This is a genomic window from Yersinia sp. 1252 StPb PI, assembly GCF_048593885.1.
GTDB classification, from domain to species: domain Bacteria; phylum Pseudomonadota; class Gammaproteobacteria; order Enterobacterales; family Enterobacteriaceae; genus Yersinia; species Yersinia enterocolitica_E.
The window spans coordinates 1-24653 of sequence record NZ_JAZGQE010000016.1 but is presented as its reverse complement, the minus strand read 5'-3'; the positions used below and the strand labels follow the sequence as shown (position 1 = coordinate 24653).

Genomic DNA, 24653 nt, shown 5'->3' with positions numbered 1-24653 from the left:
AGGAAGGCGGCAAGCGAGATACAAATCGGTCGGGAATCGATTTGAATAGCATTTATGCTAACCCGTAGGGTGAGCCTCAAGGATGGGACTCATTAATTCCGATGAGCTTACATCAGTCGCAGCCCACACACCTGCAACGTGAAAGATGACGGGTAAAATTAACGCTCTACCCATCCCAATGTCTGCCGGGCGAAAGTATCACGTATTGCAGGCATCAGTTCCATTGACATCAGAGCAAGGTTACGCCCAACCACCAGTGGCCCATAGCGATTGGCAAACAGACGAATTAAACCATCAGTGACACCAATAGTCGCCTGTTGATCCCCTTGCCGCCGCTGTTGATATTGGCTAAGCACCGCATACTCACCGGGGTCTCCCCCCGCCTGCGCGATAGTTTCAGCCAGCGACATCACATCACGCAGCCCTAGATTGAAACCCTGCCCGGCAATGGGATGCAGTGTTTGCGCCGCATTACCCACTAACGCCAGACGGTGACTGATATGGCGCGAAGCCGTCAATAATTGCAGCGGGTAGCTGTAGCGCTTACCCGCATGGAGAATTTTACCCAACCGCCAACCAAAAGCTTGCTGCAATTGCGCCATAAAACGGGCGTCATCCCAACTATCGACCTGCTGCTTTTCGTGTTTAGCGTGACACCAGACCAGCGAGCTACGCCCTTCAGACATCGGTAATAATGCCAACGGCCCATTGCGGGTAAAACGCTCAAAAGCCCGACCTGCAGGTAGTTCGGAAGTCGTAATATTGGCAATCACGGCGATCTGTTGATAGTCCTGCTGCTGCCACTGAATATTACAAGCCCGCGCCAGTGCCGAATGAGATCCGTCGGCTGCCACTAGCAGCTTTGCACTCAGTTGTTGGCCGTTATCCAGCGTCACACCAGCTGATGCAACTGTACGAACCACATCCACCACTTTAGCCGGGCAATGCAGCGTCACTCCCGGCGCTTTCTGCAATAAGGCAAACAGCCTTTTACCGGCATCATGTAGCTCAATAACATTACCCAGTGCCGCAACACCATAATCAGCGGCGCGTAAGTTAACAAAGCCCGAATGACCGCTATCACTAACATGAACATGTTCAATGGCGGTGGCACAATCAACCAGATGCGCCCAGATACCAATGCGCTCCAGTTGTTGGCAGGTGCCTTGTGCCAAGGCAATTGCTCTGGCATCAAACCCCGGATGCTGCTTGCTATCGGGAAGTTGTGCCTCAACCAAAGCAACCGGCACCCGCCCTTTGGTGAGGGATGAAATAGCCAGCGCCAGAGTTGCTCCGGCCATACCACCACCAACAATGATTACGCTCATCAGTTATCTCGCTGCCGCCATCAGGGCTTCAATGGCATCGGGATCTTTCACCACACTGGCGGTCAGATTTTCATTGCCGTCAGCGGTAATCACAATGTCATCTTCGATACGAATACCAATACCACGGTATTCTGGCGGTACATCAGCATCTGGGGCGATATAGAGACCCGGTTCAATGGTCAACACCATTCCCGGTTCCAAAATGCGGCCACGGTCACTATTGGTATAATCACCGACATCATGCACATCCAACCCTAACCAGTGGCTCAAACCATGCATAAAGAAGGGGCGATGCGCTTTTTCAGCGATCAATTGCTCGATATCACCTGTTAGAATGCCCAAACCAACCAGACCCGTAATCATAATGCGCGCCACCTGCTCGGTGACTTCGCGGATACTGGTACCCGGGCGGAACAATTCTAATGATTGATTAATCGAGGCCAGAACGATGTCATAAATCTCGCGTTGCGCTGGCGTGAATTTGCCGTTAACCGGGAAGGTGCGGGTGATGTCACCGGCATAGCCACGGTATTCACAACCTGCATCAATCAGCACTAGCTCACCATCCCGCAATTCACTCTCATTTTCGGTGTAATGCAGAATGCAGCCATTCTCACCACCGCCAACGATAGTGTTATATGCCGGGTAACGCGCGCCATGGCGGGTGAACTCATGCAGAATCTCCCCTTCCAACTGATACTCAAACATACCTGGGCGACATTTTTCCATCGCGCGAGTATGGGCTAGCGCACTGATTTCACCGGCGCGGCGCATCACAGCAATTTCTTCAGCTGACTTAAACAGGCGCATTTCATGCAACCATGGACGCCAGTCAGTTAGCGTGGCCGGTGCACGTAAATTTTTACGAAAACCGTTACGTAATCTTTCCAGCGCGGCAAAAACAATTTTATCTGCATAAGCATATTGCCCCTGCGCGTGATAAATCACATCAAGGCGATTGAGCAACAAATAGAGCTGTTCGTCGATTTCATCGAAGGGTAATGCGCGGTCAACACCTAACTTGAGGGGGGCCGCATCTTGCCCTAAACGGCGGCCAAACCAGATCTCGGCGGTTAAATCCCGCACCCGGTTAAACAACACGCTATGGTTATGGGTCTCATCGCTTTTTACCAGAATCAACACCGCCTCCGGTTCATTGAACCCCGTCAGGTAGCTAAAATCGCTATTCTGACGATAAGGGTATTCGGAATCCGCACTGCGCGTAGCCTCTGGTGCGGCGAAAAACAGTGCTGCACTGCCCGGGGCCATCTTCGCCAACAGCGCCTGACGGCGGTTCTGGTATTCTTGCTGAGTCATCACACCCTCCTGGAACGTCCGATTTAATCGACTTAATTCAACATATTACACCATATCATTTAATGTAGTGTTGGCTTACGCATCTCTGGTGCAGTCGGCTTCTGTTGAGTAAATTCGATATGGCACAAAATAGCGGCCACACGCACATACTCAATAACTTCTTCTAATGATTGAGCCAGCTCTTCTTGATCTTCATCTTCGTCATAGCCTAATTGGGCAATATTACGTAAATCATCAATGGCTTCACCCACTTCATCTTTCACCTGCGCCAGTTTCGGTTGCAACATACCCAAACCTAACAGGAAATGGTTGACCCAACCTGATAATGCGTCAGCACGGTCAAAAACCGAGATATCGTCCCCTTCAGGGATAAGCAACTGGAACATAAAACCTTCGTTCTCCAGCGCTTCTTGTGTTGCTTCATGTAACTGTTGTAACGGCAATCCCAACGCTTGTGAAAAGGCAACGCCGTCATTGGTCAGGTCATGTACCAGCGTGCGCCAGCCATTGTCTTTACTGCCACCACAGAGCATGCCGCTGATCAGGCCATGCATTTCTGCGGGGGTTAATGCTACCGCTTGCTGGCTTAACGCCAAGGCAAGTGATTGGTAAGTTGGTAATGTATTCTCTATAGACATGCGTATTGGTCATCGTTGGCAGGATAAGTTCGTGTTATGCTACCACCAAGAAAGGTCGCTATACCAGAAAACGCAACGCGCCAGACCCTAATACCCAGCGGGTATTAGTGGTTGAATCTTGGTATCGAGATATATATAGTGACGCCCGCTTTGCAACTACGAGCATTTTGCCTCTGGTTTATAAGGTTGGCGCGAAAATTAGTCAGGAAGGTGGCATGTCTGCACAACCGGTAGATATTCAAATTTTTGGTCGCTCGTTAAGAGTCAATTGTCCGCCAGAACAACAAGACGCGTTGAACATGGCAGCAGAAGATCTTAACCAACGGTTGCAAGATCTCAAAGTTCGCACTAGAGTCACAAATACTGAGCAGTTAGTTTTTATCGCAGCATTGAACGTCTGTCACGAATTAGCTCAGGAAAGGTTGAAAACCCGTGACTATGCATCCAATATGGAGCAACGTATTCGGATGTTACAACAGACCATTGAACAGGCGTTGCTTGAACAAGGTCGCATCTCTGAACGTCAGGATGCACAGTTTGAATAAATCTCTGTTGAATGATAGATTCAGCAGTGAGTAAAAAATTTCTCTGAGGTGTTTGCCAGCGGGCCAGTCCCCTGAGCCGATATTTAATACCAACAGAATGTAGTGACTCCGTAACTGGTGCGCATGCTCGGTCCGCCGAGAAGCCTTAAGGTTGCGACGCTGCGTTCACCTTGAACCATGGGTTCAAGGGTTACAGCCTGCGGCGGCATCTCGGAGATCCCCCCTTTATCGGGTAACCAGCATTTGGGGTTATCACGTTCGTTTTACATTGGCTGTCTACTGGCATCAGCAATATATCTTGCGAATCAATAAAATGTCTTTTTAATCAAAAAATTATCCTTTAAATCAACAACATATTTTTGAATAAATAATATGCCTTTGACTGCGCAATATGCCCTTGAGCGACAAAAAATTCGTAGTGAGATCCGTGAACGTCGGCGACTGTTGACTGCGGAACAACAGCATCAGTCAGCGCATCTGGCGGCAAAGCATATCGCTGAGCATGACAGAATCCGTCAGGCTAACACCATTGCCGTGTTCCTCTCCTTCGATGGTGAACTCAATACCCGCCCCATTATTGAGCTGCTATGGCAGCAACAAAAACAGGTTTATCTGCCGGTTTTGCACCCTTTCAGCCCCGGTAATTTATTATTTCTGCGTTATCGCCCTGATAGCACGCTTATCCGTAATCGCCTGAAAATCCTTGAACCACAATTAGATGTGCGAGAAGTTCTGCCACTAAACCAATTGGATATGGTGATAACCCCGTTAGTGGCGTTTGATAGCCTCGGGCAACGTTTAGGTATGGGTGGTGGCTTTTATGACCGTACGCTGCAACACTGGCAGCAAGGACGCCCTTATCCTATTGGCCTGGCCCATGATTGCCAATGGGTAGAGCACTTGCCCTGTGAGCTTTGGGATGTGCCATTGCCAGAGATAGTGACACCAACAAAAGTGTGGCTGTGGTAAGAGATAATCCTGCAAAATAAAAAAACACCCGATATTTTATAGATAGCGGGTGTTTAGTCATTTAATACAAATATTTATACCCAAAACCATTGGTAATGCGGCTAGGCAGCAAGTGAACGACAAATTGGTCGTAAACCATTTTGAACGGCGCTTGCGCTAGCCCGCAGGGGGAGCCTCTGATGAGGCTCATAATCCCGATGAGCTTACATAAGTAAGTGATTCGGGTGAGCGAAGGCCGCTAACAACGCTGCAATATCAAGGTCGAAGGGTATACTAGTAAAGCAAACGAGCACGGATAGTTCCCGGGATCGCCTTCATCGCCTGCAATGCTTTTTCTGCATTTTCCGCATCATCAGTCTCAACATCAATGACGACATAACCGATTTCAGCACTGGTTTGCAGATACTGTGCCGCAATGTTGACATTCTGTTCGGCAAAGATTTTGTTAATGCTGGTCAGGATGCCTGGGCGGTTCTCATGGATATGCAACAGACGGCGGGTATTATCGCCGTGAGCAGGCAGAGAAACCTCAGGGAAGTTGACCGCAGACAGCGTTGAGCCGTTGTCGGAATACTTCGCCAACTTACCTGCCACTTCATCACCGATATTTTCCTGCGCTTCCTGAGTGGAACCACCAATATGTGGTGTTAGCAACACATTATCAAACTCGCACAAGGGTGAATTGAACGGGTCCTTATTAGTTGCAGGCTCTTCAGGGAATACGTCGATTGCCGCGCCTGCCAAGTGATTGCTGGCCAACGCATCACACAAGGCCGGGATATCGACCACGGTACCGCGTGAGGCGTTAATCAGCATCGCACCCGGCTTCATCAGAGCCAACTGTTCAGGGCCAATCATGTTTTTAGTGGAGTGGTTTTCCGGCACATGCAGGCTAATCACATCACTCATATTCAGCAGATCAGACAGGTGACGCACCTGCTGTGCATTCCCTAACGACAGTTTATTTTCGATATCGTAGAAAAATACTTTCATCCCGACACTCTCTGCCAGAATCCCTAGTTGGGTACCGATATGACCATAACCGATAATGCCCAGCTTCTTGCCACGGGCTTCATAGGAACCCACCGCCAGCTTGTTCCACTCACCACGGTGAGCTTTGGCGTTAGCCGATGGAATGCCCCGGAACATCAGCAGTAACTCGCCCAGTACCATTTCAGCTACCGAACGGGTATTGGAGAAAGGTGCATTGAATACCGGCACACCGCGTTTGGTAGCCGCTTTTAAATCAACCTGATTAGTACCGATACAGAAACAACCTACTGCGACTAATTTTTCTGCTGCCGCAAAAACTTCTTCAGACAGATGCGTACGCGATCGAATGCCGATGAAGTGAGCATCTTTGATCGATGCTTTCAGTGATTCGGTGTCTAAGGCACCTTTATGATATTCAATATTGCTATATCCGGCAGCACGCAGATTATCAACCGTGCTCTGGTGCACCCCTTCCACTAACAGAAACTTAATTCTGTCTTTCTCCAGTGATACTTTTGCCATGTCCCCGACCCTATTTTCAGACTTCAGATGTGGCTGCCGCTATCGAATGAATCCGGTCAGCACCCTGTCAACATAACAAATATTACGCGGGCAGCAATACAAACGATTGCCTGCCGGCCAGCATAACAATCAGTGCCAATGTTAATTTATGGAATAAAAAACTGGCGTGAAGAGGGTTAATGGCAGGTTAATAAAACGAAATGAAGAAATGTGATATATATCACCAAATTTAGCGATTTTAAGAAAAGATATTTAAAGGCAAAAAAACTTTCAGGATGAAGTAGCGAACCTCATCCTGAGAGCGCGTTAACCGATCACTTTAATTTTATGGTCTTAACGCCGTCGGCGGTGCCAATCAGTGCCACATCAGCCCCCCGATTAGCAAATAGGCCGACCGTAACGACACCGGCAATACCATTGATTTTATTTTCTAACGCAATGGCATCCAAAATACTCAGATTGTGGACATCCAAAATAACGTTGCCGTTATCAGTCAGGACGTTCTGACGATACTCCGGTAAGCCACCCAGCTTAACCAGTTCACGAGCCACATAAGAGCGGGCCATTGGGATAACTTCAACCGGCAGCGGGAACTTACCCAATATAGCAACCTGCTTGGACGCATCCGCGATGCAGATAAACTGACGAGCAATAGCAGCAATGATTTTCTCGCGGGTCAGCGCAGCACCACCGCCTTTGATCATCTGCATCTGGTCGTTAATTTCATCAGCGCCATCAACATAGATATCCAATACATCCACTTCATTACAATCGAATACATGGATGCCGTAACTTTTCAGTTTGGCAGTAGAGGCATCAGAGCTGGAAACCGCCCCCTCTATCTGGCCTTTGATGGAGCCAAGTGCGTCAATAAAATGTGCTGCGGTCGAGCCAGTGCCGACCCCAACGATGGTACCGGGTTTAACATAATCTAATGCTGCCCAGCCCACTGCTTTTTTAAGTTCATCCTGAGTCATGGTAAGTTCACGCCTTGATGTGAAAGAAAACCTGAGGTCATTATAGAGCATCCGCAGTGGTGATTGTGTGAATAAAGCCAACTCGCGTGGTAGTTAATTCTAGCCGGATCACAGTTATGCCGGTTTATTTGTGGCTGACACCTTGGCATCCTGTCATAACAAACTGGCTAAAATGTGGCATAGTGCTGTATCGACTTAATATTTGGAGAGATGACTCCGATGAAACGCCCAGACTACCGTACGCTACAAGCGCTGGACGCGGTGATCCGTGAACGCGGTTTTGAACGCGCTGCACAAAAACTTTGCATCACCCAATCGGCGGTATCTCAACGCATCAAGCAGTTAGAGAATCTGTTCGGACAACCGCTGCTGGTGCGCACCGTGCCACCACGGCCTACCGAACAAGGGCAGAAACTGCTCGCGTTACTGCATCAAGTTGAGTTACTGGAAGAAGAGTGGCTGGGCAATGATAATGGCGGAGATACACCACTGTTATTGTCGCTGGCAGTCAACGCCGACAGTTTGGCGACCTGGTTGCTACCGGCATTGAAACCGGTGCTGGCTGATTCCCCTATCCGGCTGAATTTACAAGTCGAGGATGAGACTCGAACTCAGGAACGGTTACGTCGCGGCGAGGTTGTGGGTGCTGTTAGTATCCAACCTCAACCGCTCCCCAGTTGTCTGGTTGATCAACTCGGTGCGCTGGATTACCTGTTTGTCGCCTCCAAACCTTTCGCTGAGCGTTATTTCCCTAATGGCGTAACCCGCTCGGCATTGTTGAAAGCGCCAGCGGTGGCGTTTGACCATCTGGATGATATGCATCAGGCGTTTTTACAGCAGAACTTTGATTTATCACCGGGCAGCGTGCCCTGCCATATTGTTAACTCTTCCGAAGCTTTTGTGCAGTTAGCACGACAAGGAACCACCTGTTGTATGATCCCGCATCTGCAAATCGAGAAAGAGCTAGCTTCAGGCGAATTAATCAATCTGACGCCAGGATTACTGCAACGGCGAATGCTGTTCTGGCACCGGTTTGCACCGGAAAGCAGAACCATGAGAAAGGTGACTGACGCCCTATTGTCTTATGGGCGTCAGGTATTACGGCAGGATTGATTTATTTAGCGGTACTGGTCGCAGTTTGGAGTTCAAACACGACATCAACCTGATCATCAAAATGGATGGTCTGCTGTTCGTAAGTCTGTGCGGCATCGGTGGCTGGTGCCGCTTCAGCGCTTTTAAACATGCGTGCTACCGGCATAGGCTGGTAGTTAGCGACGTGGTAACGAATGCTGTAGACCGGCCCAAGTTTAACTTTGAATCCATCAGCCAATGATCCTGCCTGGCTAATGGCATTTTCAATGGCTTTTTTACGCGCCTGCTCACGGTATGTGTCCGGGTTTGCTACCCCGAGTTCCACCGCACGGATCTCGTTTAGACCAGACTTCAGCGCACCATCTAGCAGCTCATTCAACTTATCCAGTTGGCGTAATGTTACCTGAACCTGGCGTACGGCACGGTATCCCTTCAAGACCGCTTCACCGCTTTTCTGGTAATCGTATTCAGGTTGGGTACGAATATTGGCAGCATTGATATCTTTCTTTTCAATGCCACTTTTACGTAAGAAATCAAAGTATTGCGCGACCCTTGTATCCGCCTGTTTTTTGGCATCTGCCGCATCTTTGGCAGATACACTGACTTCAATAGCGATAGTGGCAATATCCGGTGTCGCATCAACACTGGCGGTACCGGAGGTGACAACATGCGGCCCTTCTGGCACTTCGGCTGCCTGAACTTGTAGCGCCAAAGGTAACGTCCCTAATCCCATCATTGCGGCCAAAGCCAATGTCTTCAACTTCACAGTGCCTCCTAAGATATACATGGCAAATTATTTATGACAACTCAGTCGACCTCAGCCAGATAACCAGTGAATTCAATCAGCGACAAATACATTTGCAGTTAATTACACTCACTCGAATCTCATTGGCAGCGTGATTAATTTGCTGTCGGTAACCGGATTAACACATCAACCGTAGCATATCTTATGAATCATGGGATTCGGATTAATGATAAAAACTCACAGATTTAGTGCTTGTTGCGCTAGCTGAAAAGCAATAAACCACATTACCCCTCCGACCAACAGATTAATCACCCGCTGCGACGTTGGGCGGTTAAGCCACGGTGATAACCACGCAGCCAATAGCGCGAGGGCAAAAAACCAGGCAATAGAGGCACTCACGGCCCCCAAAGCGAACCAAGGCCGGGAGTCGGGTAATAACTGGCTGCCAAGGCTACCGAGCACCACAAAGGTATCGAGATAGACATGCGGATTGAGCCAGGTTACCGCCAGTAGGGTTATAACTATTGGCCAACGCCCTTGCGCGCCGGTTGCGGCGGCAGATGAGGAGCCCCCCCCACGCCAGGCAGCCATCAATGCGCCCCAGCCGTACCACAGCAGGAAAGCCACTCCGCCCCATGTGACCAGTGCCAGTAGCAATGGCGAACGGCTCAGCAAGGCACTGCCGCCAAAGATCCCCGCACAAATCAAGATAATGTCACTCAGCGCACAAAGTGAGGCACTCATCAAATGGTGCTGACGCTTAATCCCCTGATTCATCACAAAGGCATTTTGTGGTCCGAGGGGTAAAATCATCGCAGCACTGAGGGCGAAGCCCTGTAAATAGACAGCTAACATACTGTTACCTTTAAATAATACTCAAAACTGGCCGAGAGAATTGGAGAGGAATTAGCAGCATATTACGGGGAGAGTAGCATCAGAGGAAATTGATATTTCTTATCAATAATAAGTAAAACTAATAATGGTTAAGCAAGCGGGAAAACAAGGATGGAAAAAGGAAAAAACGGGCCGATAACGACCCGATTTGACATGGCTATAGCCAAATTGTAAACAACACTACAGCTTCAAGTACCCAGGCTCTCAGGCTAATCTGCCTCAGTTTTGGCTACCTGATGCAAATGCACGTCCATCTGCGGGTAAGGAATGCCAATTTTGTTAGCATCCAACGCACGCTTGAAGTTTTCCATCAGATCCCAATACACATCCATCGCATCGCCATTGGTAGTCCAGACGCGCACCGTGAAGTTAAGGGAAGAGGCCGCCATCTCATTCAAACGCACGGTAACCCCTTTGTCATGCATGATACGTTTATCTGCGGCAATGATGTCACCCAGCACTTTCTTTACCACATCAATATCAGCATCATAGGCAACACCGATGACCATATCGGTACGGCGATTCGGTTCACGGCTGGTATTGATGATGTTATTAGCAATAATTTTGCCGTTGGGTACCACGATGATTTTGTCGTCGACCGTCCGTAGGGTCGTTGAGAAAATTTGCACCTGAACCACAGTACCTGCTACACCGCCCAGATCGACATACTCACCTGCCTTAAATGGACGGAAGGCTACCAGCAGCACACCGGCGGCAAAGTTCGATAGCGAGCCTTGTAGCGCCAAACCAACAGCTAAACCCGCGGCACCGATAACGGCAATCACCGAGGCGGTCTGCACTCCCAAACGTCCCAGCACCGCAACGATAGTGAAAGCCAGAATGCTGTAACGCGCCATTGCTGCCAGGAAGTCTGCGACGGTGACATCAATGCCACGTAACTTCATGACCCGACCAAGCATCCGTGACGCAATTTTGGCGATGATTGAACCGACGGTTAAGATAAGTAATGCTGCGACCAGATTAACCGCGTATTGAATCAGCAAATCTTGGTTATTCACCAACCAGGTACTCGCTTCATTGATACCATCAACTACGTTTAATTCTTCCATTTGAATCATCCTACAAAAAGCTCCCTGCGGGAGAGATTACGCAAAAAATCACCGCAAAATGCTGACGGCTACAACTGACAGCCTGTTTAGGGTAACTAACAATGAGCCTGTTGCCAATTTTGGCAGAGAAATTTACGCTGAAATATCAGACGACTCAGTCAATCAAGGCGGCGGAAATGAGGTTAGATTCGTTTTTTGCAAAGAAAAAAGGCCCCAAGGGGCCTTTTAAGTCGGTCAAAGCAGTATTGAATTACAGAACGTCTTTGGCGTTCAGTTCTTCAAAAGCTTTTTCCAGACGAGCAACCATAGTCACCTGTGCAGCACGCAGCCACGCACGTGGGTCGTAGAATTTCTTGTTCGGCTTGTCAGCACCTTCTGGGTTACCCAGTTGGCCTTGCAGATAAGCTTCGTTCTTTTTGTAGTAGCCCAGAATACCTTCCCACGTTGCCCATTGGGTATCGGTGTCGATATTCATTTTAACTACGCCATAGCTAACCGCTTCTTTAATTTCAGCAGCAGTAGAACCTGAACCACCGTGGAATACGAAGTTCAAGCTGTTGTGCGGCAGATTGTGTTTCTTGGAAACATAATCCTGAGAATCACGCAGAATAGTTGGGGTCAGTTTCACGTTACCTGGCTTGTAAACACCGTGTACGTTACCGAAAGAGGCAGCGATGGTGAAACGTGGGCTGATAGCGTTCAGTTTTTCGTAAGCGTAATCAACATCTTGTGGCTGAGTATACAGAGAAGATGCGTCCATATGGCTGTTGTCCACGCCATCTTCTTCACCACCGGTGCAACCCAGTTCGATTTCCAGCGTCATACCCAGTTTCGCCATGCGAGTCAGGTATTTGCTACAAATTTCGATGTTTTCTTCCAAGGACTCTTCAGACAGGTCGATCATGTGAGAAGAGAACAGTGGTTTGCCGGTAGCCGCAAAGTGTTTCTCACCTGCGTCCAACAAGCCGTCTAACCATGGCAGCAATTTCTTGGCGCAATGGTCGGTGTGCAGAATAACAGGAACACCATAGTGTTCAGCCATCTGATGGACATGATGTGCACCAGAGATAGCGCCCAGGATTGCAGCACCCTGACCTTCTGCTTTCACACCTTTACCTGCGATAAATGCTGCACCACCGTTAGAGAACTGAACGATAACTGGCGCACGCACTTTGGCTGCTGTTTCCAGCACTGCGTTAATAGAGTCGGTGCCGACACAGTTAACTGCTGGCAGAGCAAAGTTGTTCTCTTTGGCTACTGCGAACACTTTCTGAACGTCATCACCTGTGATGACACCTGGTTTTACGAAATCAAAAATTTTAGACATGTACGTTGTCCTGTTTCGTCGACTGAAGATAGCAGCTATCCGGTGAGGATAGGCCCTAAATGTAAATCGCCTATACCCGTCATACTTCAAACTGCATGTGCGTTGGCTGCCATCGTTCACTCAAGTCATTGAGTTATCTCAACTCCTTGAGTTCATTTCGTTGCCGCCTTCCTGCAACTCGAATTATTTAGGGTATAAAGCCCGCGAGCTTCATTAGCTAAAAGCGAAACGGGCGGCTTTCGCCCCCCGTTATCTAAATTACTGCTTAGCGCGCTCTTCCAGCATCACCACCGCTGGCAGTTTTTTCCCTTCTACGAACTCAAGGAATGCACCGCCGCCGGTAGAAATGTAAGAGATTTGGTCAGCAATACCGAACAGATCGATTGCTGCCAGAGTGTCACCACCGCCCGCGATAGAGAATGCGTCGCTCTCAGCGATAGCGCGAGCGACTATCTCGGTCCCTTTACGGAAATTAGGGAACTCGAATACACCAACCGGGCCATTCCACAGAATGGTTTTGGCATTTTTCAGGATCTCAGCCAGACGTTGTGCAGACTCGTCGCCCAGATCAAGAATTTGTTCGTCATCTTTGATTTGGTTAGCTGGTTTCAGTGTCGCAACAGCAGTTTCAGAGAATTCGGTTGCCACACGCACATCGGTAGGAACCGGGATATCACAGGTTTCCAGCAGGCGCTTGGCTTCTGGAATCAGGTCTGCTTCGTACAGAGATTTACCGACATTGTTGCCTTGAGCTGCAACGAAGGTATTGGCGATACCACCACCAACAATCAGTTGATCGGCGATTTTAGACAGTGCGCCAAGCACGGTCAGTTTGGTTGATACTTTAGAACCACCCACAATGGCAACCATTGGGCGTGCTGGGTTACCCAGCGCTTTACCCAGTGCTTCCAGCTCTGCTGACAACAGCGGGCCGGCACAGGCGACAGGAGCAAATTTACCCACACCGTGAGTAGAAGCTTGTGCACGGTGAGCAGTACCAAACGCATCCATCACATAGACGTCACACAGTGCCGCATATTTCTTAGACAGCGTTTCGTCGTCTTTCTTCTCGCCTTTGTTAAAGCGAACGTTTTCCAGCACAACCAACTCGCCTGCTGCAATCTCAACGCCGTCCAGATAGTCTTTCGCCAGACGTACCGGAGAAGACAGTTTGTCTTTCAGGTAGTTAACTACTGGCAGCAAGGAAAACTCTTCATTGTACTCGCCTTCGGTCGGGCGACCCAAGTGAGAGGTAACCATTACTTTAGCGCCTTGCTTCAGTGCCGCTTCAATCGTCGGCAGAGATGCACGGATACGCGCATCAGACGTCACTTTGCCATCTTTTATCGGCACATTGAGGTCCGCACGGATCAGCACGCGAAGGCCTGCCAGACTCAGATCGGTCATCTTAATTACAGACATGGTGAATCCTCTTGTTGATTCTCTTTAAAGTTGCATAAGCTGCACATCAACGCAGTTATAACCGCAGTAAAACACGGAAAAACAAGACGTTAACATGCCATACTAGAAACCACTTCGGGCCATCGCCAATGTCGTATCCAACATTCTATTGGCGAAACCCCATTCGTTATCGCACCATACCAAGGTCTTAATCAGGTGCTGCCCACTGACCCGAGTCTGCGTGCAATCGACAATTGCACTGTGCGGATCATGGTTAAAATCGATCGACACCAAGGGTAATTCCGTATAGTCAACTATACCACGAAATGAACCTCTTGCTGCCTTTTGAAAAAGCTGGTTAACCTCAGCAACACCAACCGGGTTTGTCACGCTAACGCTTAAATCAATAGCGGTTACGTTGATGGTTGGCACCCGTACCGAGATAGCTTCAAACCTGTCACAAAACTTCGGAAAAATACGGGTAATCCCTGCCGCCAGTTTAGTGTCAACCGGGATAATTGACTGACTTGCTGCCCGGGTACGGCGTAAATCCTGATGATAAGCATCGATAACGGGTTGATCATTCATTGATGAATGAATGGTAGTCACAGTGCCAGACTCGATGCCATAAGCGATATCCAACAACTGAATAATAGGAATAATGCAGTTCGTAGTACAGGAAGCGTTGGAAACAATCCGGTGCTCCGCCAGTAAATCTTGATGGTTTACACCATAGACTACTGTTGCGTCTAAATCATTGCCGCCAGGATGGGCAAACAGTACCTTTTTGGCACCGGAGGCAATATGCGCCTCGCCATCGGCACGGCTGCCATACACGCCGCTACAATCCAGAACAACATCAATTCCTAACTCACCCCAAGGTAACTGCTCTATTTCTGGCTGATGTATCAGCCGGATAATATCGTCACCGACGTACAAATTGTCACATTCCTGACGAACATCCCAGGCAAACCGACCATGGCTGGAGTCATACTTCAGTAAATGGGCCATCCCTTGTGCATTAGCCAACTCATTAATAGCAACTACTGAAATTTCTGCCCGGCGACCTGATTCATACAATGCGCGTAAAACGCTACGGCCAATACGGCCAAAGCCATTTATCGCTATGCGGATTGTCATGTTACTCCCTGTTTCTGGTTATTATCATGCAATCCCATAGCGTACTGCACCGTACCCTAAGATGTTAATCGTCTTATCACAATTGGGCCAGAATACTTCCGGCTTTTTCCTCAGCGAATTTTACTGAAACTGAAAATCAATCATGACTGAAACGCTTCAGCCAGAATAAACCAAACTAATCATAAAAGGAATATCTGCCTGATAAAGGGCACAATACATCCATCAATTGGCGAAAAAAAAGACCGCCGAAGCGGTCTTTTAACAGGTGTATTACCGGGATTGTCATCACCGTTTACACCCGATATACCCTTTGGGCTTGGAACTGCTGTAATGCTAGCGGCACCGCCAAGTTTTTTGGGCATATTTAATAGTAATGCAGTCTCTTATTTCAACAGCGCCTGAGCTTTCGCTACCACGTTTTCAACAGTGAAACCAAACTCTTTGAACAGCAACTCTGCTGGTGCAGATTCACCGAAGGTGGTCATACCAACCACCGCGCCATTCAGGCCAACGTATTTGTACCAGTAATCGGCAATACCGGCTTCAACGGCAACGCGCGCGCTAACCGCTGCTGGCAATACAGATTCACGGTAAGCGGCGTCTTGTTTGTCGAATGCATCAGTTGATGGCATAGAAACAACACGCACTTTGTGGCCTGCGGCGGTCAGCTGATCTGCTGCTGCCACTGCCAGTTCAACTTCAGAACCGGTAGCAATGAAGATCAGTTCAGGCTGGCCTGCACAATCTTTCAGTACATATGCGCCTTTAGCGATATTGGCTAACTGCTCAGCAGAGCGTGGCTGTTGTGCCAGATTCTGACGGGAGAAGATCAGTGCACTCGGGCCATCTTTGCGTTCCAGCGCATACTGCCATGCCACCGCAGACTCAACCTGGTCACAAGGACGCCAGGTGCTCATGTTTGGTGTTACACGCAGGCTGGCCATCTGCTCAACCGGCTGATGGGTTGGGCCATCTTCGCCCAGACCAATAGAGTCATGGGTGTAAACGAATATGCTGCGGATTTTCATCAGAGCAGCCATACGCACCGCGTTACGGGCATATTCCACAAACATCAGGAAGGTTGCGCCGTAAGGAATGAAACCACCGTGCAGAGCAATACCGTTCATGATGGCAGACATACCAAATTCACGTACACCGTAGTGAATGTAGTTACCCGCCAGATCATCGCTCAGTGATTTAGAACCAGACCAGATAGTCAGGTTACTTGGTGCCAGGTCAGCAGAGCCGCCCAAGAATTCAGGTAACACTTTACCGAAGGCTTCCAGCGCATTTTGTGATGCTTTGCGGCTGGCAATCTTGGCAGGATTAGCTTGCAATTGTTCGATGAAATTCTTGGATTCAGTCGCCCAGTTAGCAGGCAATTCACCGCTGACACGACGTTTGAATTCAGCAGCCAGTTCTGGATAAGCTTTGGCATAAGCTGCGAACTTCTCGTTCCAGGCAGCTTCTTTTGCCTGGCCGGCTTCTTTAGCATCCCACTCAGCATAGATATTTTGTGGGATTTCAAATGCAGGGTATTTCCAACCCAATGCTTCACGGGTAGCAGCAACTTCATCAGCACCTAATGGTGCACCGTGTGAGTCATGCGTACCGGCCTTCTTCGGTGAGCCAAAACCGATAATGGTTTTGCACATCAGCAGTGAAGGTTTGTCGGTAACTTTGTGAGCTTCTTCGATAGCCGCTTTGATTGAATCAGCGTTATGGCCATCAACACCACGAACCACATGCCAGCCGTAAGCTTCGAAACGTGCCGCCGTGTCGTCAGTGAACCAACCTTCAACGTGACCATCGATAGAGATACCGTTGTCATCATAGAAAGCGGTCAGTTTGCCCAGCTTCATGGTGCCCGCCAGAGAGCAAACCTCGTGGGAGATACCTTCCATCATGCAGCCATCACCCATAAATGTGTAGGTGTGATGATCAACAACGTCATGGCTTGGGCGGTTAAACTGTGCGGCCAGCGTGCGTTCTGCAATGGCGAAACCAACCGCATTCGCAATGCCCTGACCCAGCGGGCCGGTGGTGGTTTCTACGCCAGCGGTATAGCCATATTCAGGGTGACCAGGCGTTTTAGAGTGTAACTGACGGAAGTTTTTCAGCTCTTCCATCGGCAAGTCATAGCCAGTGAGATGCAGCAAGCTATAGATCAACATGGAGCCGTGACCATTCGATAACACGAAACGGTCGCGATCAGCCCAGTGTGGATTGGTTGGGTTATGGTTCAAATAGTCACGCCACAAAACTTCGGCGATATCTGCCATACCCATAGGGGCGCCGGGGTGGCCGGAATTCGCTTTCTGCACTGCGTCCATGCTTAGTGCGCGGATCGCGTTGGCAAGCTCTTTACGAGAGGACATGTTTTACTCCAGGTCGGATTAAAAAAAAGCGTTCAAGTTTACCATTTTCTCAGACTCAGCATTGAAACGGCAATCACTAAAACTAAATGAGCTAAAACTTCCATATTTTCAGAATAAAGCTATAGCTGTAACGATTGAGTCGCGTTACCCTCGCTGCGTTTTTAGCCACACAATGAGTGTATTAACCACTCTGTCGGCTGGCAGTGTTCGTTTTTGCAAACAAACCGATATAAACCATACGTTGCCACGAATATTTCGGGCAAGACCTATTGCCGACAGAGTAGAACAACCGTCGTCGATTCAACAGCGATTAATGCAATAGTTAATAAGAATGCAACAGTGACTGTTGGCGAATAATGATGGATAGATAACGCAACTGATACGTTATCATCACGAAGAGAACGGTCCTCTCCAATAATAAAATGGCATAACCACAGGAAGAAAGTGTTATGAAAATTCGTACCTCAATGATTGCACTGAGCCTTACAGCACTGCTTAGCGGCTGCCAGAATATGAATACTGATGGCTTAATGCAGTCAGGCGCACAGGCATTTCAAGCGGCAACCTTGAATGATGCTGATGTAAAAATGCTCAGCGAAAAATCTTGCGCTGAAATGGATCAGAAAGCGCAGATAGCGCCAGCAGACAGTACCTATGCCAAACGGTTGGTGAAAATTTCAGCCGCATTAGGCGATAACATTAATGGTACGCCAGCTAACTATAAAGTGTATGTCACAAAGGATGTGAATGCCTGGGCCATGGCAAATGGTTGTATTCGTGTCTATAGCGGCCTGATGGACATGATGACCGACAATGAAGTGGAAGGTGTACTCGGTCATGAGATGGGCCATGTGGCATTGGGGCATACCCGTAAAGCGATGCAAGTGGCCTATGGCACCACAGCCCTGCGCACCGCAGCCAGTTCCGCGGGCGGGATTGCCGGGCAGTTATCTCAGTCTCAATTAGCAGATATTGGTGAGAAGTTGGTTAACGCTCAATTTTCACAGAAACAAGAAAGCGAAGCGGATGATTACTCATTCGATTTGTTGAAAAAACGCGGTATCGATCCAAATGGTTTAGTCACTAGCTTTGAAAAATTGGCAACCATGGAAGCAGGCCGTACCAGTAGCATGTTTGACGATCATCCATCTTCACAAGCGCGGGCTGATCATATTCGCCAACGTATTGCTGCTGAGAAGTAAATCCCGTCCATTATCACTGTATAACGCCCGTGATTTGGCGGGCGTTAGTCTCTTATTACTAAATATTACCCGCCACTACCTACGTCCAGATTTACCTCAATCTGATCACCTTTAATGCGCACTGGATAGGTTGCTAAATCCCTATCGCCTGGCTCACGCAAGCACTGGCCGGTCCGCACATCAAATAGTGCACCGTGCAGTGGGCATTCAACGGTTTCTCCATCCATAAAACCCTGACTTAGCAACGCATTAGCGTGAGGGCAAATATCCTGCATCGCGAAATACTCACCATCGATGACATAGACGCCAATCCTTTTATCATCAATCTGCGCTGAGAAAGGAAAATCGGGCTTAACGTAATTTACCTTACAAACACTGACCCATCCCATTCAAGCACCTCTCAGCTAAGCATCATAAATGACCAATATTAGTGTGGTTGATATTTGGACAATCACCAGTGACAGGGGCAAACAAAAAGGGCAAACCTGAGTTTGCCCTTAAATAGAGAGATTTATTCCGTTGAGATAGAAGCCGTTAGCCGTTACTCATCTTCGAGATAAGTATAACCGTACAGTCCTGCTTCGAACTCTTCCATAAACTGCGCCTGCAACTCGGTATCCAGATCAGTTTCTTTCACCTGATCACGGAATTGGTTCAACAATTTCTCTGGGTTCAACTGAACATATTCCAGCATATCTGCGACGGTATCACCTTCGTCAGTCTGCTCAACTTCAACCGTGCCGTCTGGGAATACATACACATCAACCGCGGCAGTATCGCCAAACAAGTTATGCATATTGCCCAGAATCTCTTGATAGGCACCAACCATAAAGAAGCCCAACAATGGCGGGTTTTCTGCATCATATGGCGGCATCGGCATGGTGGTTGCTACCCCATCACCGTCGATATAATGGTCGATGGTACCGTCTGAGTCACAAGTAATATCCAGCAATACCGCACGGCGCTCTGGTGGTTTATCTAGCCCTTCCAGTGGCAAAACTGGGAATAGCTGATCGATACCCCAGGCATCCGGCATAGATTGGAACAGCGAGAAATTCACGTACAGCTTGTCAGCCATACGTTCTTGCAGCTCATCAATAATTGGCCGGTGTGCACGGTTGCTTGGGTCCAGTTGCTTCTGGATATCATTGCAGATACTCAGATACATCTGTTCTGCCCAAGCGCGTTGTGTCAGATCCAATATACCGTGGGCATATTGGCTATGCACATCATGTAAGTCCATTTGACTGTCGTGTAGCCATTCGCGCAGAGAGCGGCGGTTTTCCGGCTCTTGCATTTCCAGCCAGGTATCCCACAGGCTTATCAGCGCACGAGGTGCATCTTCTTCCGGTGGCTGTGGCTCATTAAATTCATTGCGTTCTACGCCGATCACATTGGAAACCAGCACGGTATGGTGCGCGGTGACTGCGCGGCCCGATTCCGTAATCACGGTAGGATGCGGCAGGCCATGTTCATTACAAGCATCACCGATCCCCCAGATAACGTTGTTGGCATATTCATTCAGGCCATAGTTTACTGAGCAATCGGACTGAGAACGCGTCCCTTCGTAATCCACCCCCAAACCACCACCCACATCGAAGCACTGGATATTGACACCCAGCTTGTGTAATTCCACATAGAAACGTGCGGACTCACGAACCCCGGTGGAGATATCACGGATGTTGGATAGCTGAGATCCCAAATGGAAATGCAGTAATTGCAGGCTTTCGAGACTATTGGCGTCACGCAGCATATCAACCAATTGCAGCACTTGGGTGGCAGACAAACCAAATTTGGATTTCTCACCACCGCTGGCCTGCCATTTACCGGAACCTTGTGATGCAAGGCGCGCACGAACACCCAGGCGCGGAACCACATTCAAGCGTTCGGCTTCTTCCAATACCATTTTGATTTCTGACATCTTTTCGATGACCAGATAAACCTTATGGCCCAGTTTTTCGCCGATTAATGCCAGACGAATATATTCGCGATCTTTATAACCGTTACAAACGATGACCGAACGGGTCATACCTGCATGGGCCAAAACCGCCATCATTTCAGCTTTAGAGCCAGCTTCCAGTCCCAACGGCTCACCAGAATTGACTAAAGACTCAATAACCCGGCGATGCTGGTTTACTTTAATCGGGTAAACCAGGAAGTAGTCGCCTTCATAGCCAAATGACTCACGCGCACGTTTAAATGCACCGTTAATTGAGCGTAGGCGATGTTGTAAAATTTGTGGGAAACAGAATAGTGCAGGCAGACGTTGCCCCTGCTCAAGCTGCATTCCTTTGACCAGTTGCGCCAGATCGACACGCGCCTCACGAACATCGGGATCAGGGCAAACGCTGATATGACCCAACTCGTTGACGTCATAATAGTTGCCACCCCAATAGGCGACGTTATACGTGCTCAGCATCTTGCTGGCATTACGGTCATTCATGGCAACCTCCTGCATAGAGCGTAAAGAAACATGTGCGCCCGCAGCTACCGGACGGCCAATCAAGTTATCATCAGACATAATTCGCCTCTATTGCGATACTGACGATAAAGTCAGCCACTATCGCAGCTACAACCAGCAAGGACAACCCACGTGGACGCCGAATCGGCAGAATATTACGCTGCAAAGCGCTATCCACAAGTGGTTTATCACTCAGCTATTCATTACCCAAAAGGGTAAAACACGTTTAAATGGAAAATACGTTCGACTGTAAATACGTATTGAGATTTTGTGAATCGGATTAGCCGCAAAGTGGTCAGGCTAGCCGAATTCAGTGCTTCAGGCGGCTGTTAACCTGCCCGCGAATCCTGAGACGCACCCATGTGGGTGTAACATCGCCTTGATGGAGTACAAGAAAGGAAGGTTGCAAAGGGGGATTGAACGTCAGAACGACGTAGCTGTTGATGTGCAGCAACCAGTTGACAACGGATCATTAATCCAACCACCTCCACGCATGCCGCTCAGATTGAACGGACAAGACTTTAAATAAACCCGTCATCTTTCAAGTTACAGGGGAAATAGCTGCATATTGAAATCTATTGGGTATAGACAGATTAAGTAACAGTTTGATGACGCCACTATTTTCGTGCCCATTCACGGTTAAGCACCTGAGTGCAAAACTCTGCAAATGTAACAATGAGCTAATGTCATCCTCTGCCATCTTCATCATTGCATATCAAATAAGCTGCGCGCGCAGTTTATACCTATAACGCGAGCAAAATGCAAAATGAAAATAGCGCGTAACTGTATCAAGCGGTAAATAAATCAAGTGACAACCAAAGCGAGAAATATCTTGATGCAAAAAGGGCTGGCATTAAGAGTAAAAGCTGACCTAAAATAGACGTCCAGATGTTAATACATCCAAACATTTTAATTGCTACAATGCTAAGTATGTGACAAATCATGCAAGGCTTCTAAATTTATATGCCCAAAAAACTTGGCGTTGCGGGTGGGCAGCAGACGAATCAGCCCGATGAGCTTACTCAAATGAGTGGTTCGGAAGACTGCGTGCAGCTAACAACCTGGCAGCTTCAAGTACAAATGGGATCGACTGCTAAAGGCTTTGCCTAAAGAGGCGTTGCAAAACATCAATGCATCAGCATACCTAACTAAACGTAGGTTTCTGTTGTCTGGCACCCAACGCTATGCAGTGACTTTTCACTTGTATTCAAGGTAAAGAAAATAATGGCTAAACACTTATTTACGTCGGAATCTGTCTCTGAAGGGCATCCAGACAAAATCGCTGATCAGATTTCAGATGCGGTACTGGACGCAATTCTTGAGCAAGACCCAAAAGCGCGTGTTGCCTGCGAGACCTATGTCAAAACGGGTATGGTATTAGTTGGCGGTGAAGTTACCACTAACGCATGGGTAGATATCGAAGAGATCACCCGTAAAACCGTGCGCGAAATCGGTTATGTTAATTCTGAGATGGGGTTTGATGCTAACTCTTGCGCCGTTTTAAGTGCGATTGGGAAGCAATCACCTGATATTAATCAGGGTGTTGACCGTTCAGACCCATTAGAACAAGGCGCGGGTGACCAGGGTCTGATGTTCGGCTATGCCACTAACGAAACCGACGTTTTAATGCCTGCACCTATTACCTATGCACACCGTTTGGTAAAGCGTCAGGCTGAAGTGCGTAAAAATGGCACCTTACCATGGCTGCGCCCGGATGCAAAAAGCCAGATTACCTTCCAGTATGATAACGGCAAGATTGTCGGTATTGATGCGGTTGTTCTGTCGACGCAGCATTCAGAAGATATCAGTCTGAAAGATTTACAAGAAGCGGTGATGGAAGAGATTATCAAGCCGGTTCTACCTGTTGAGTGGCTCACCGCAGCCACCAAATATCATATCAACCCAACAGGCCGTTTCGTTATCGGTGGCCCAATGGGCGACTGTGGTCTGACGGGGCGTAAAATCATTGTTGATACCTACGGCGGCATGGCTCGTCATGGTGGCGGTGCATTCTCCGGTAAAGATCCATCCAAGGTTGACCGCTCAGCAGCATATGCTGCCCGTTATGTAGCGAAAAATATTGTTGCGGCTGGCCTGGCTGACCGTTGCGAGATTCAGGTTTCATACGCCATTGGCGTGGCAGAGCCTACTTCCATCATGGTGGAAACATTCGGCACGGGTAAGGTCTCTGAGGATCAATTGATTACCTTGGTACGTGAATTCTTCGAACTGCGCCCTTATGGCCTGATTCAGATGCTGGATCTGCTGCATCCGATCTATCAAGCAACCGCAGCTTATGGTCACTTTGGTCGTGAAGAATTCCCTTGGGAAAAAACCGACAAAGCCGCTTTGTTGCGTGATGCTGCAGGCTTGAAATAAGCTTCAACCGTTAAGCGCTGAACAGCAAAAACCCCGCCTGGCGGGGTTTTTTATATCTAACGAACACGCTCTAGTAGGCTAAATATTGCCATTCCCGCCACCATCGCGGCGACAAAAACACCCCCTTTGAACATCCCTGCGCCCAGCAATACCAGTGCCGGCCCAGGGCATATCCCCGCCAATCCCCAACCGACGCCAAACAACAGGCTACCGCCAATTAACCGCCGATCAATACGATTAGAGGCTGGCAATTGCAAGGGTTGTCCCAGCAAACTGACTTTACGTTTTTTGGCCCAGGTAAAACCGAGTAGCGCGATAGCCACTGCGGCTGCCATCACCAATGCCAATGACGGGTCCCATAAGCCGCTAATGTCGAGAAAACCTAAGACCTTGGCAGGGTTGGCCATACCTGCAACTATCAAGCCCAAACCAAATATCAGCCCGGCCAACAGCGAGAAAAATAGATTCATATTCTGTTCCTAAGCAAATAGATGGCGAACCAGCCCCACAGTGATAAAGCCGGTAAACATAAAGCTCAATGTCGCCACCAGTGAACGTGGCGAGAAACGAGCTAGCCCACAGACGCCATGCCCACTGGTACATCCGGCACCATAGCGTGTCCCAATTCCTACCAACAATCCGGCTAAAATCAGAGTGGGCAAACCTGCATCAATTTGGATAGCCGGTAATGCGGTAAACAGCGAATAAACCAAAGGTGAAATAACCAAACCAATGATGAATGCCATACGCCAGCCGCGATCCCCTGTTTTTGGCGAAAGTAAGCCCCCCAAAATGCCACTAATACCAGCAATCCGGCCAGTGGCTAACAATAGAAGCGTTACAGCAACGCCCAATACTGCCCCTCCGGCCAGTGCACTGTAAGGGGTAAAGTTAATCCAATCGATAGTCATATTGCCTCCTGCTCTTGTGGGCAATAAAGCTGATAGAGCAGCTCCAGCAGTGCCAAAACTTTACTATCGGCGATTGAGTAAAATATCCGCTTACCGTCGCGGCGAGTGTTCACTAGCCCATCACTACGCAGCACACCAAGCTGTTGTGATAACGTTGGTTGATGAATCCCCAATTCGGCTTCTAATTCACCTACCGCTTTTTCTCCCTGGCTCAATTGACACAGTAAGAGCAAACGATCCTCATTTGACAGCACCCGTAATACATCACCAGCCGCTGCTGCCGCTTGCCTCATAAGATCCATGTTGATCGTTTGATGGTTATTCATAAGCCCTTCGGATAACTAGATTTCATTATGTATTTTTA

The 24653-nt window shown here is 48.6% G+C and carries 23 protein-coding genes and 1 other RNA gene; 6 read left to right on the top strand and 18 right to left on the bottom strand.

Features of this window, described 5'->3' with window-relative positions; genetic code table 11:
* Nucleotides 1-158: 158 nt before the first annotated feature.
* From ubiH to V2A85_RS04455, 3 genes are read right to left on the bottom strand one after another with little or no spacing between them, the layout of a single operon-like run.
* Complete coding sequence (gene ubiH, locus V2A85_RS04465) at nucleotides 159-1328, bottom strand: 2-octaprenyl-6-methoxyphenyl hydroxylase (protein WP_420070945.1); 1170 nt, start codon at nucleotides 1326-1328, stop codon at nucleotides 159-161.
* A gap of 3 nt (nucleotides 1329-1331) precedes the next feature.
* Nucleotides 1332-2645: a Xaa-Pro aminopeptidase gene (gene pepP / locus V2A85_RS04460; RefSeq protein WP_420070944.1), complete on the bottom strand. Its 1314-nt coding sequence runs from the start codon at nucleotides 2643-2645 to the stop codon at nucleotides 1332-1334.
* 59 nt (nucleotides 2646-2704) lie between these two features.
* Nucleotides 2705-3283, bottom strand: coding sequence for a YecA family protein (locus V2A85_RS04455; RefSeq protein ID WP_372560648.1), 579 nt, complete (start codon nucleotides 3281-3283; stop codon nucleotides 2705-2707).
* A 215-nt stretch (nucleotides 3284-3498) separates the two neighbouring features.
* Between V2A85_RS04455 and zapA the strand changes: the two genes are divergently transcribed.
* From zapA to V2A85_RS04440, 3 genes are all read left to right on the top strand, one after another.
* Complete coding sequence (gene zapA, locus V2A85_RS04450; protein ID WP_004706812.1) at nucleotides 3499-3828, top strand: cell division protein ZapA; 330 nt, start codon at nucleotides 3499-3501, stop codon at nucleotides 3826-3828.
* A 37-nt stretch (nucleotides 3829-3865) separates the two neighbouring features.
* Nucleotides 3866-4049: non-coding RNA, 6S RNA (gene ssrS / locus V2A85_RS04445), on the top strand.
* A 151-nt stretch (nucleotides 4050-4200) separates the two neighbouring features.
* On the top strand, nucleotides 4201-4797 hold the full coding sequence (locus tag V2A85_RS04440; protein ID WP_420070943.1) for a 5-formyltetrahydrofolate cyclo-ligase: 597 nt from the start codon (nucleotides 4201-4203) through the stop codon (nucleotides 4795-4797).
* A gap of 273 nt (nucleotides 4798-5070) precedes the next feature.
* On the opposite strand, the gene serA is transcribed toward V2A85_RS04440, so the two are convergent.
* Nucleotides 5071-6312 (bottom strand): phosphoglycerate dehydrogenase, encoded by a 1242-nt coding sequence (gene serA / locus V2A85_RS04435; protein WP_083162735.1) that lies wholly within the window; start codon nucleotides 6310-6312, stop codon nucleotides 5071-5073.
* 314 nt (nucleotides 6313-6626) lie between these two features.
* The gene (gene rpiA / locus V2A85_RS04430; RefSeq protein WP_083162733.1) at nucleotides 6627-7289 is read right to left on the bottom strand and encodes a ribose-5-phosphate isomerase RpiA; all 663 of its coding nucleotides are present in this window, start codon (nucleotides 7287-7289) and stop codon (nucleotides 6627-6629) included.
* A gap of 219 nt (nucleotides 7290-7508) precedes the next feature.
* Here rpiA and V2A85_RS04425 point away from each other — a divergent pair, with 219 nt between their 5' ends.
* A complete protein-coding gene (locus V2A85_RS04425; RefSeq protein ID WP_005163344.1) occupies nucleotides 7509-8402 on the top strand; it encodes a LysR family transcriptional regulator ArgP in 894 nt (297 codons plus the stop codon).
* A 1-nt stretch (nucleotide 8403) separates the two neighbouring features.
* On the opposite strand, the gene V2A85_RS04420 is transcribed toward V2A85_RS04425, so the two are convergent.
* The 7 genes from V2A85_RS04420 to tkt all read right to left on the bottom strand — a co-directional run bounded on the left by V2A85_RS04420 (nucleotide 8404) and on the right by tkt (nucleotide 17336).
* Entirely contained in the window at nucleotides 8404-9147 is a 744-nt protein-coding gene (locus V2A85_RS04420; protein ID WP_083162731.1) for an oxidative stress defense protein, read from the bottom strand.
* Between the two features lie 216 nt (nucleotides 9148-9363).
* Complete coding sequence (gene argO, locus V2A85_RS04415) at nucleotides 9364-9981, bottom strand: arginine exporter ArgO (protein ID WP_372569594.1); 618 nt, start codon at nucleotides 9979-9981, stop codon at nucleotides 9364-9366.
* A 248-nt stretch (nucleotides 9982-10229) separates the two neighbouring features.
* Nucleotides 10230-11090 carry a small-conductance mechanosensitive channel MscS gene (mscS, locus tag V2A85_RS04410; RefSeq protein WP_083162727.1) on the bottom strand — a complete coding sequence of 287 codons (861 nt, stop codon included), beginning with the start codon at nucleotides 11088-11090 and terminating at the stop codon, nucleotides 10230-10232.
* Nucleotides 11091-11340: 250 nt separating this feature from the next.
* Nucleotides 11341-12417, bottom strand: coding sequence for a class II fructose-bisphosphate aldolase (fbaA, locus tag V2A85_RS04405; protein ID WP_005192802.1), 1077 nt, complete (start codon nucleotides 12415-12417; stop codon nucleotides 11341-11343).
* A gap of 258 nt (nucleotides 12418-12675) precedes the next feature.
* On the bottom strand, nucleotides 12676-13839 hold the full coding sequence (pgk, locus tag V2A85_RS04400) for a phosphoglycerate kinase (protein WP_372560644.1): 1164 nt from the start codon (nucleotides 13837-13839) through the stop codon (nucleotides 12676-12678).
* A gap of 102 nt (nucleotides 13840-13941) precedes the next feature.
* Nucleotides 13942-14958 (bottom strand): erythrose-4-phosphate dehydrogenase, encoded by a 1017-nt coding sequence (epd, locus tag V2A85_RS04395; RefSeq protein WP_420070942.1) that lies wholly within the window; start codon nucleotides 14956-14958, stop codon nucleotides 13942-13944.
* 383 nt (nucleotides 14959-15341) lie between these two features.
* Nucleotides 15342-17336 (bottom strand): transketolase, encoded by a 1995-nt coding sequence (gene tkt, locus V2A85_RS04390; protein WP_372560642.1) that lies wholly within the window; start codon nucleotides 17334-17336, stop codon nucleotides 15342-15344.
* Nucleotides 17337-17785: 449 nt separating this feature from the next.
* On the opposite strand from tkt, the gene V2A85_RS04385 reads away from it, so the two are divergent.
* Nucleotides 17786-18538 (top strand): M48 family metallopeptidase, encoded by a 753-nt coding sequence (locus tag V2A85_RS04385; protein WP_372560641.1) that lies wholly within the window; start codon nucleotides 17786-17788, stop codon nucleotides 18536-18538.
* A gap of 65 nt (nucleotides 18539-18603) precedes the next feature.
* Here the strand turns inward: V2A85_RS04385 and V2A85_RS04380 are convergent, their stop codons facing one another.
* The 3 genes from V2A85_RS04380 to V2A85_RS04370 all read right to left on the bottom strand — a co-directional run bounded on the left by V2A85_RS04380 (nucleotide 18604) and on the right by V2A85_RS04370 (nucleotide 21472).
* Nucleotides 18604-18927 carry a non-heme iron oxygenase ferredoxin subunit gene (locus tag V2A85_RS04380; protein ID WP_420070941.1) on the bottom strand — a complete coding sequence of 108 codons (324 nt, stop codon included), beginning with the start codon at nucleotides 18925-18927 and terminating at the stop codon, nucleotides 18604-18606.
* Nucleotides 18928-19079: 152 nt separating this feature from the next.
* Nucleotides 19080-21059 (bottom strand): biosynthetic arginine decarboxylase, encoded by a 1980-nt coding sequence (gene speA / locus V2A85_RS04375; RefSeq protein ID WP_372560639.1) that lies wholly within the window; start codon nucleotides 21057-21059, stop codon nucleotides 19080-19082.
* Between the two features lie 269 nt (nucleotides 21060-21328).
* A complete protein-coding gene (locus V2A85_RS04370) occupies nucleotides 21329-21472 on the bottom strand; it encodes a hypothetical protein (RefSeq protein ID WP_420070940.1) in 144 nt (47 codons plus the stop codon).
* Nucleotides 21473-22223: 751 nt separating this feature from the next.
* On the opposite strand from V2A85_RS04370, the gene metK reads away from it, so the two are divergent.
* On the top strand, nucleotides 22224-23378 hold the full coding sequence (metK, locus tag V2A85_RS04365) for a methionine adenosyltransferase (protein WP_372560638.1): 1155 nt from the start codon (nucleotides 22224-22226) through the stop codon (nucleotides 23376-23378).
* Nucleotides 23379-23434: 56 nt separating this feature from the next.
* Here metK and V2A85_RS04360 read toward each other — a convergent pair whose 3' ends face one another.
* The 3 genes from V2A85_RS04360 to V2A85_RS04350 are packed head-to-tail and all read right to left on the bottom strand — an operon-like array spanning nucleotide 23435 to nucleotide 24615.
* Nucleotides 23435-23848 carry a DUF6691 family protein gene (locus tag V2A85_RS04360; protein WP_420070939.1) on the bottom strand — a complete coding sequence of 138 codons (414 nt, stop codon included), beginning with the start codon at nucleotides 23846-23848 and terminating at the stop codon, nucleotides 23435-23437.
* Between the two features lie 9 nt (nucleotides 23849-23857).
* Nucleotides 23858-24289 carry a YeeE/YedE family protein gene (locus tag V2A85_RS04355; protein ID WP_372560636.1) on the bottom strand — a complete coding sequence of 144 codons (432 nt, stop codon included), beginning with the start codon at nucleotides 24287-24289 and terminating at the stop codon, nucleotides 23858-23860.
* Nucleotides 24286-24615 carry a metalloregulator ArsR/SmtB family transcription factor gene (locus tag V2A85_RS04350; RefSeq protein ID WP_420070938.1) on the bottom strand — a complete coding sequence of 110 codons (330 nt, stop codon included), beginning with the start codon at nucleotides 24613-24615 and terminating at the stop codon, nucleotides 24286-24288. Before V2A85_RS04350 ends, V2A85_RS04355 begins: the two co-directional genes overlap by 4 nt.
* Between the last annotated feature and the right edge of the window lie 38 nt (nucleotides 24616-24653).

What these genes read in the sequence shown, in the direction of transcription:
- ubiH (WP_420070945.1), bottom strand. Translation starts at nt 1,328, where the DNA reads ATGAGCGTAATCATTGTTGGTGGTGGTATGGCCGGAGCAACTCTGGCG.
- pepP (WP_420070944.1), bottom strand. Translation starts at nt 2,645, where the DNA reads ATGACTCAGCAAGAATACCAGAACCGCCGTCAGGCGCTGTTGGCGAAG.
- V2A85_RS04455 (WP_372560648.1), bottom strand. Translation starts at nt 3,283, where the DNA reads ATGTCTATAGAGAATACATTACCAACTTACCAATCACTTGCCTTGGCG.
- zapA (WP_004706812.1), top strand. Translation starts at nt 3,499, where the DNA reads ATGTCTGCACAACCGGTAGATATTCAAATTTTTGGTCGCTCGTTAAGA.
- V2A85_RS04440 (WP_420070943.1), top strand. Translation starts at nt 4,201, where the DNA reads ATGCCTTTGACTGCGCAATATGCCCTTGAGCGACAAAAAATTCGTAGT.
- serA (WP_083162735.1), bottom strand. Translation starts at nt 6,312, where the DNA reads ATGGCAAAAGTATCACTGGAGAAAGACAGAATTAAGTTTCTGTTAGTG.
- rpiA (WP_083162733.1), bottom strand. Translation starts at nt 7,289, where the DNA reads ATGACTCAGGATGAACTTAAAAAAGCAGTGGGCTGGGCAGCATTAGAT.
- V2A85_RS04425 (WP_005163344.1), top strand. Translation starts at nt 7,509, where the DNA reads ATGAAACGCCCAGACTACCGTACGCTACAAGCGCTGGACGCGGTGATC.
- argO (WP_372569594.1), bottom strand. Translation starts at nt 9,981, where the DNA reads ATGTTAGCTGTCTATTTACAGGGCTTCGCCCTCAGTGCTGCGATGATT.
- mscS (WP_083162727.1), bottom strand. Translation starts at nt 11,090, where the DNA reads ATGGAAGAATTAAACGTAGTTGATGGTATCAATGAAGCGAGTACCTGG.
- fbaA (WP_005192802.1), bottom strand. Translation starts at nt 12,417, where the DNA reads ATGTCTAAAATTTTTGATTTCGTAAAACCAGGTGTCATCACAGGTGAT.
- pgk (WP_372560644.1), bottom strand. Translation starts at nt 13,839, where the DNA reads ATGTCTGTAATTAAGATGACCGATCTGAGTCTGGCAGGCCTTCGCGTG.
- epd (WP_420070942.1), bottom strand. Translation starts at nt 14,958, where the DNA reads ATGACAATCCGCATAGCGATAAATGGCTTTGGCCGTATTGGCCGTAGC.
- tkt (WP_372560642.1), bottom strand. Translation starts at nt 17,336, where the DNA reads ATGTCCTCTCGTAAAGAGCTTGCCAACGCGATCCGCGCACTAAGCATG.
- V2A85_RS04385 (WP_372560641.1), top strand. Translation starts at nt 17,786, where the DNA reads ATGAAAATTCGTACCTCAATGATTGCACTGAGCCTTACAGCACTGCTT.
- V2A85_RS04380 (WP_420070941.1), bottom strand. Translation starts at nt 18,927, where the DNA reads ATGGGATGGGTCAGTGTTTGTAAGGTAAATTACGTTAAGCCCGATTTT.
- speA (WP_372560639.1), bottom strand. Translation starts at nt 21,059, where the DNA reads ATGTCTGATGATAACTTGATTGGCCGTCCGGTAGCTGCGGGCGCACAT.
- V2A85_RS04370 (WP_420070940.1), bottom strand. Translation starts at nt 21,472, where the DNA reads ATGATCCGTTGTCAACTGGTTGCTGCACATCAACAGCTACGTCGTTCT.
- metK (WP_372560638.1), top strand. Translation starts at nt 22,224, where the DNA reads ATGGCTAAACACTTATTTACGTCGGAATCTGTCTCTGAAGGGCATCCA.
- V2A85_RS04360 (WP_420070939.1), bottom strand. Translation starts at nt 23,848, where the DNA reads ATGAATCTATTTTTCTCGCTGTTGGCCGGGCTGATATTTGGTTTGGGC.
- V2A85_RS04355 (WP_372560636.1), bottom strand. Translation starts at nt 24,289, where the DNA reads ATGACTATCGATTGGATTAACTTTACCCCTTACAGTGCACTGGCCGGA.
- V2A85_RS04350 (WP_420070938.1), bottom strand. Translation starts at nt 24,615, where the DNA reads ATGAATAACCATCAAACGATCAACATGGATCTTATGAGGCAAGCGGCA.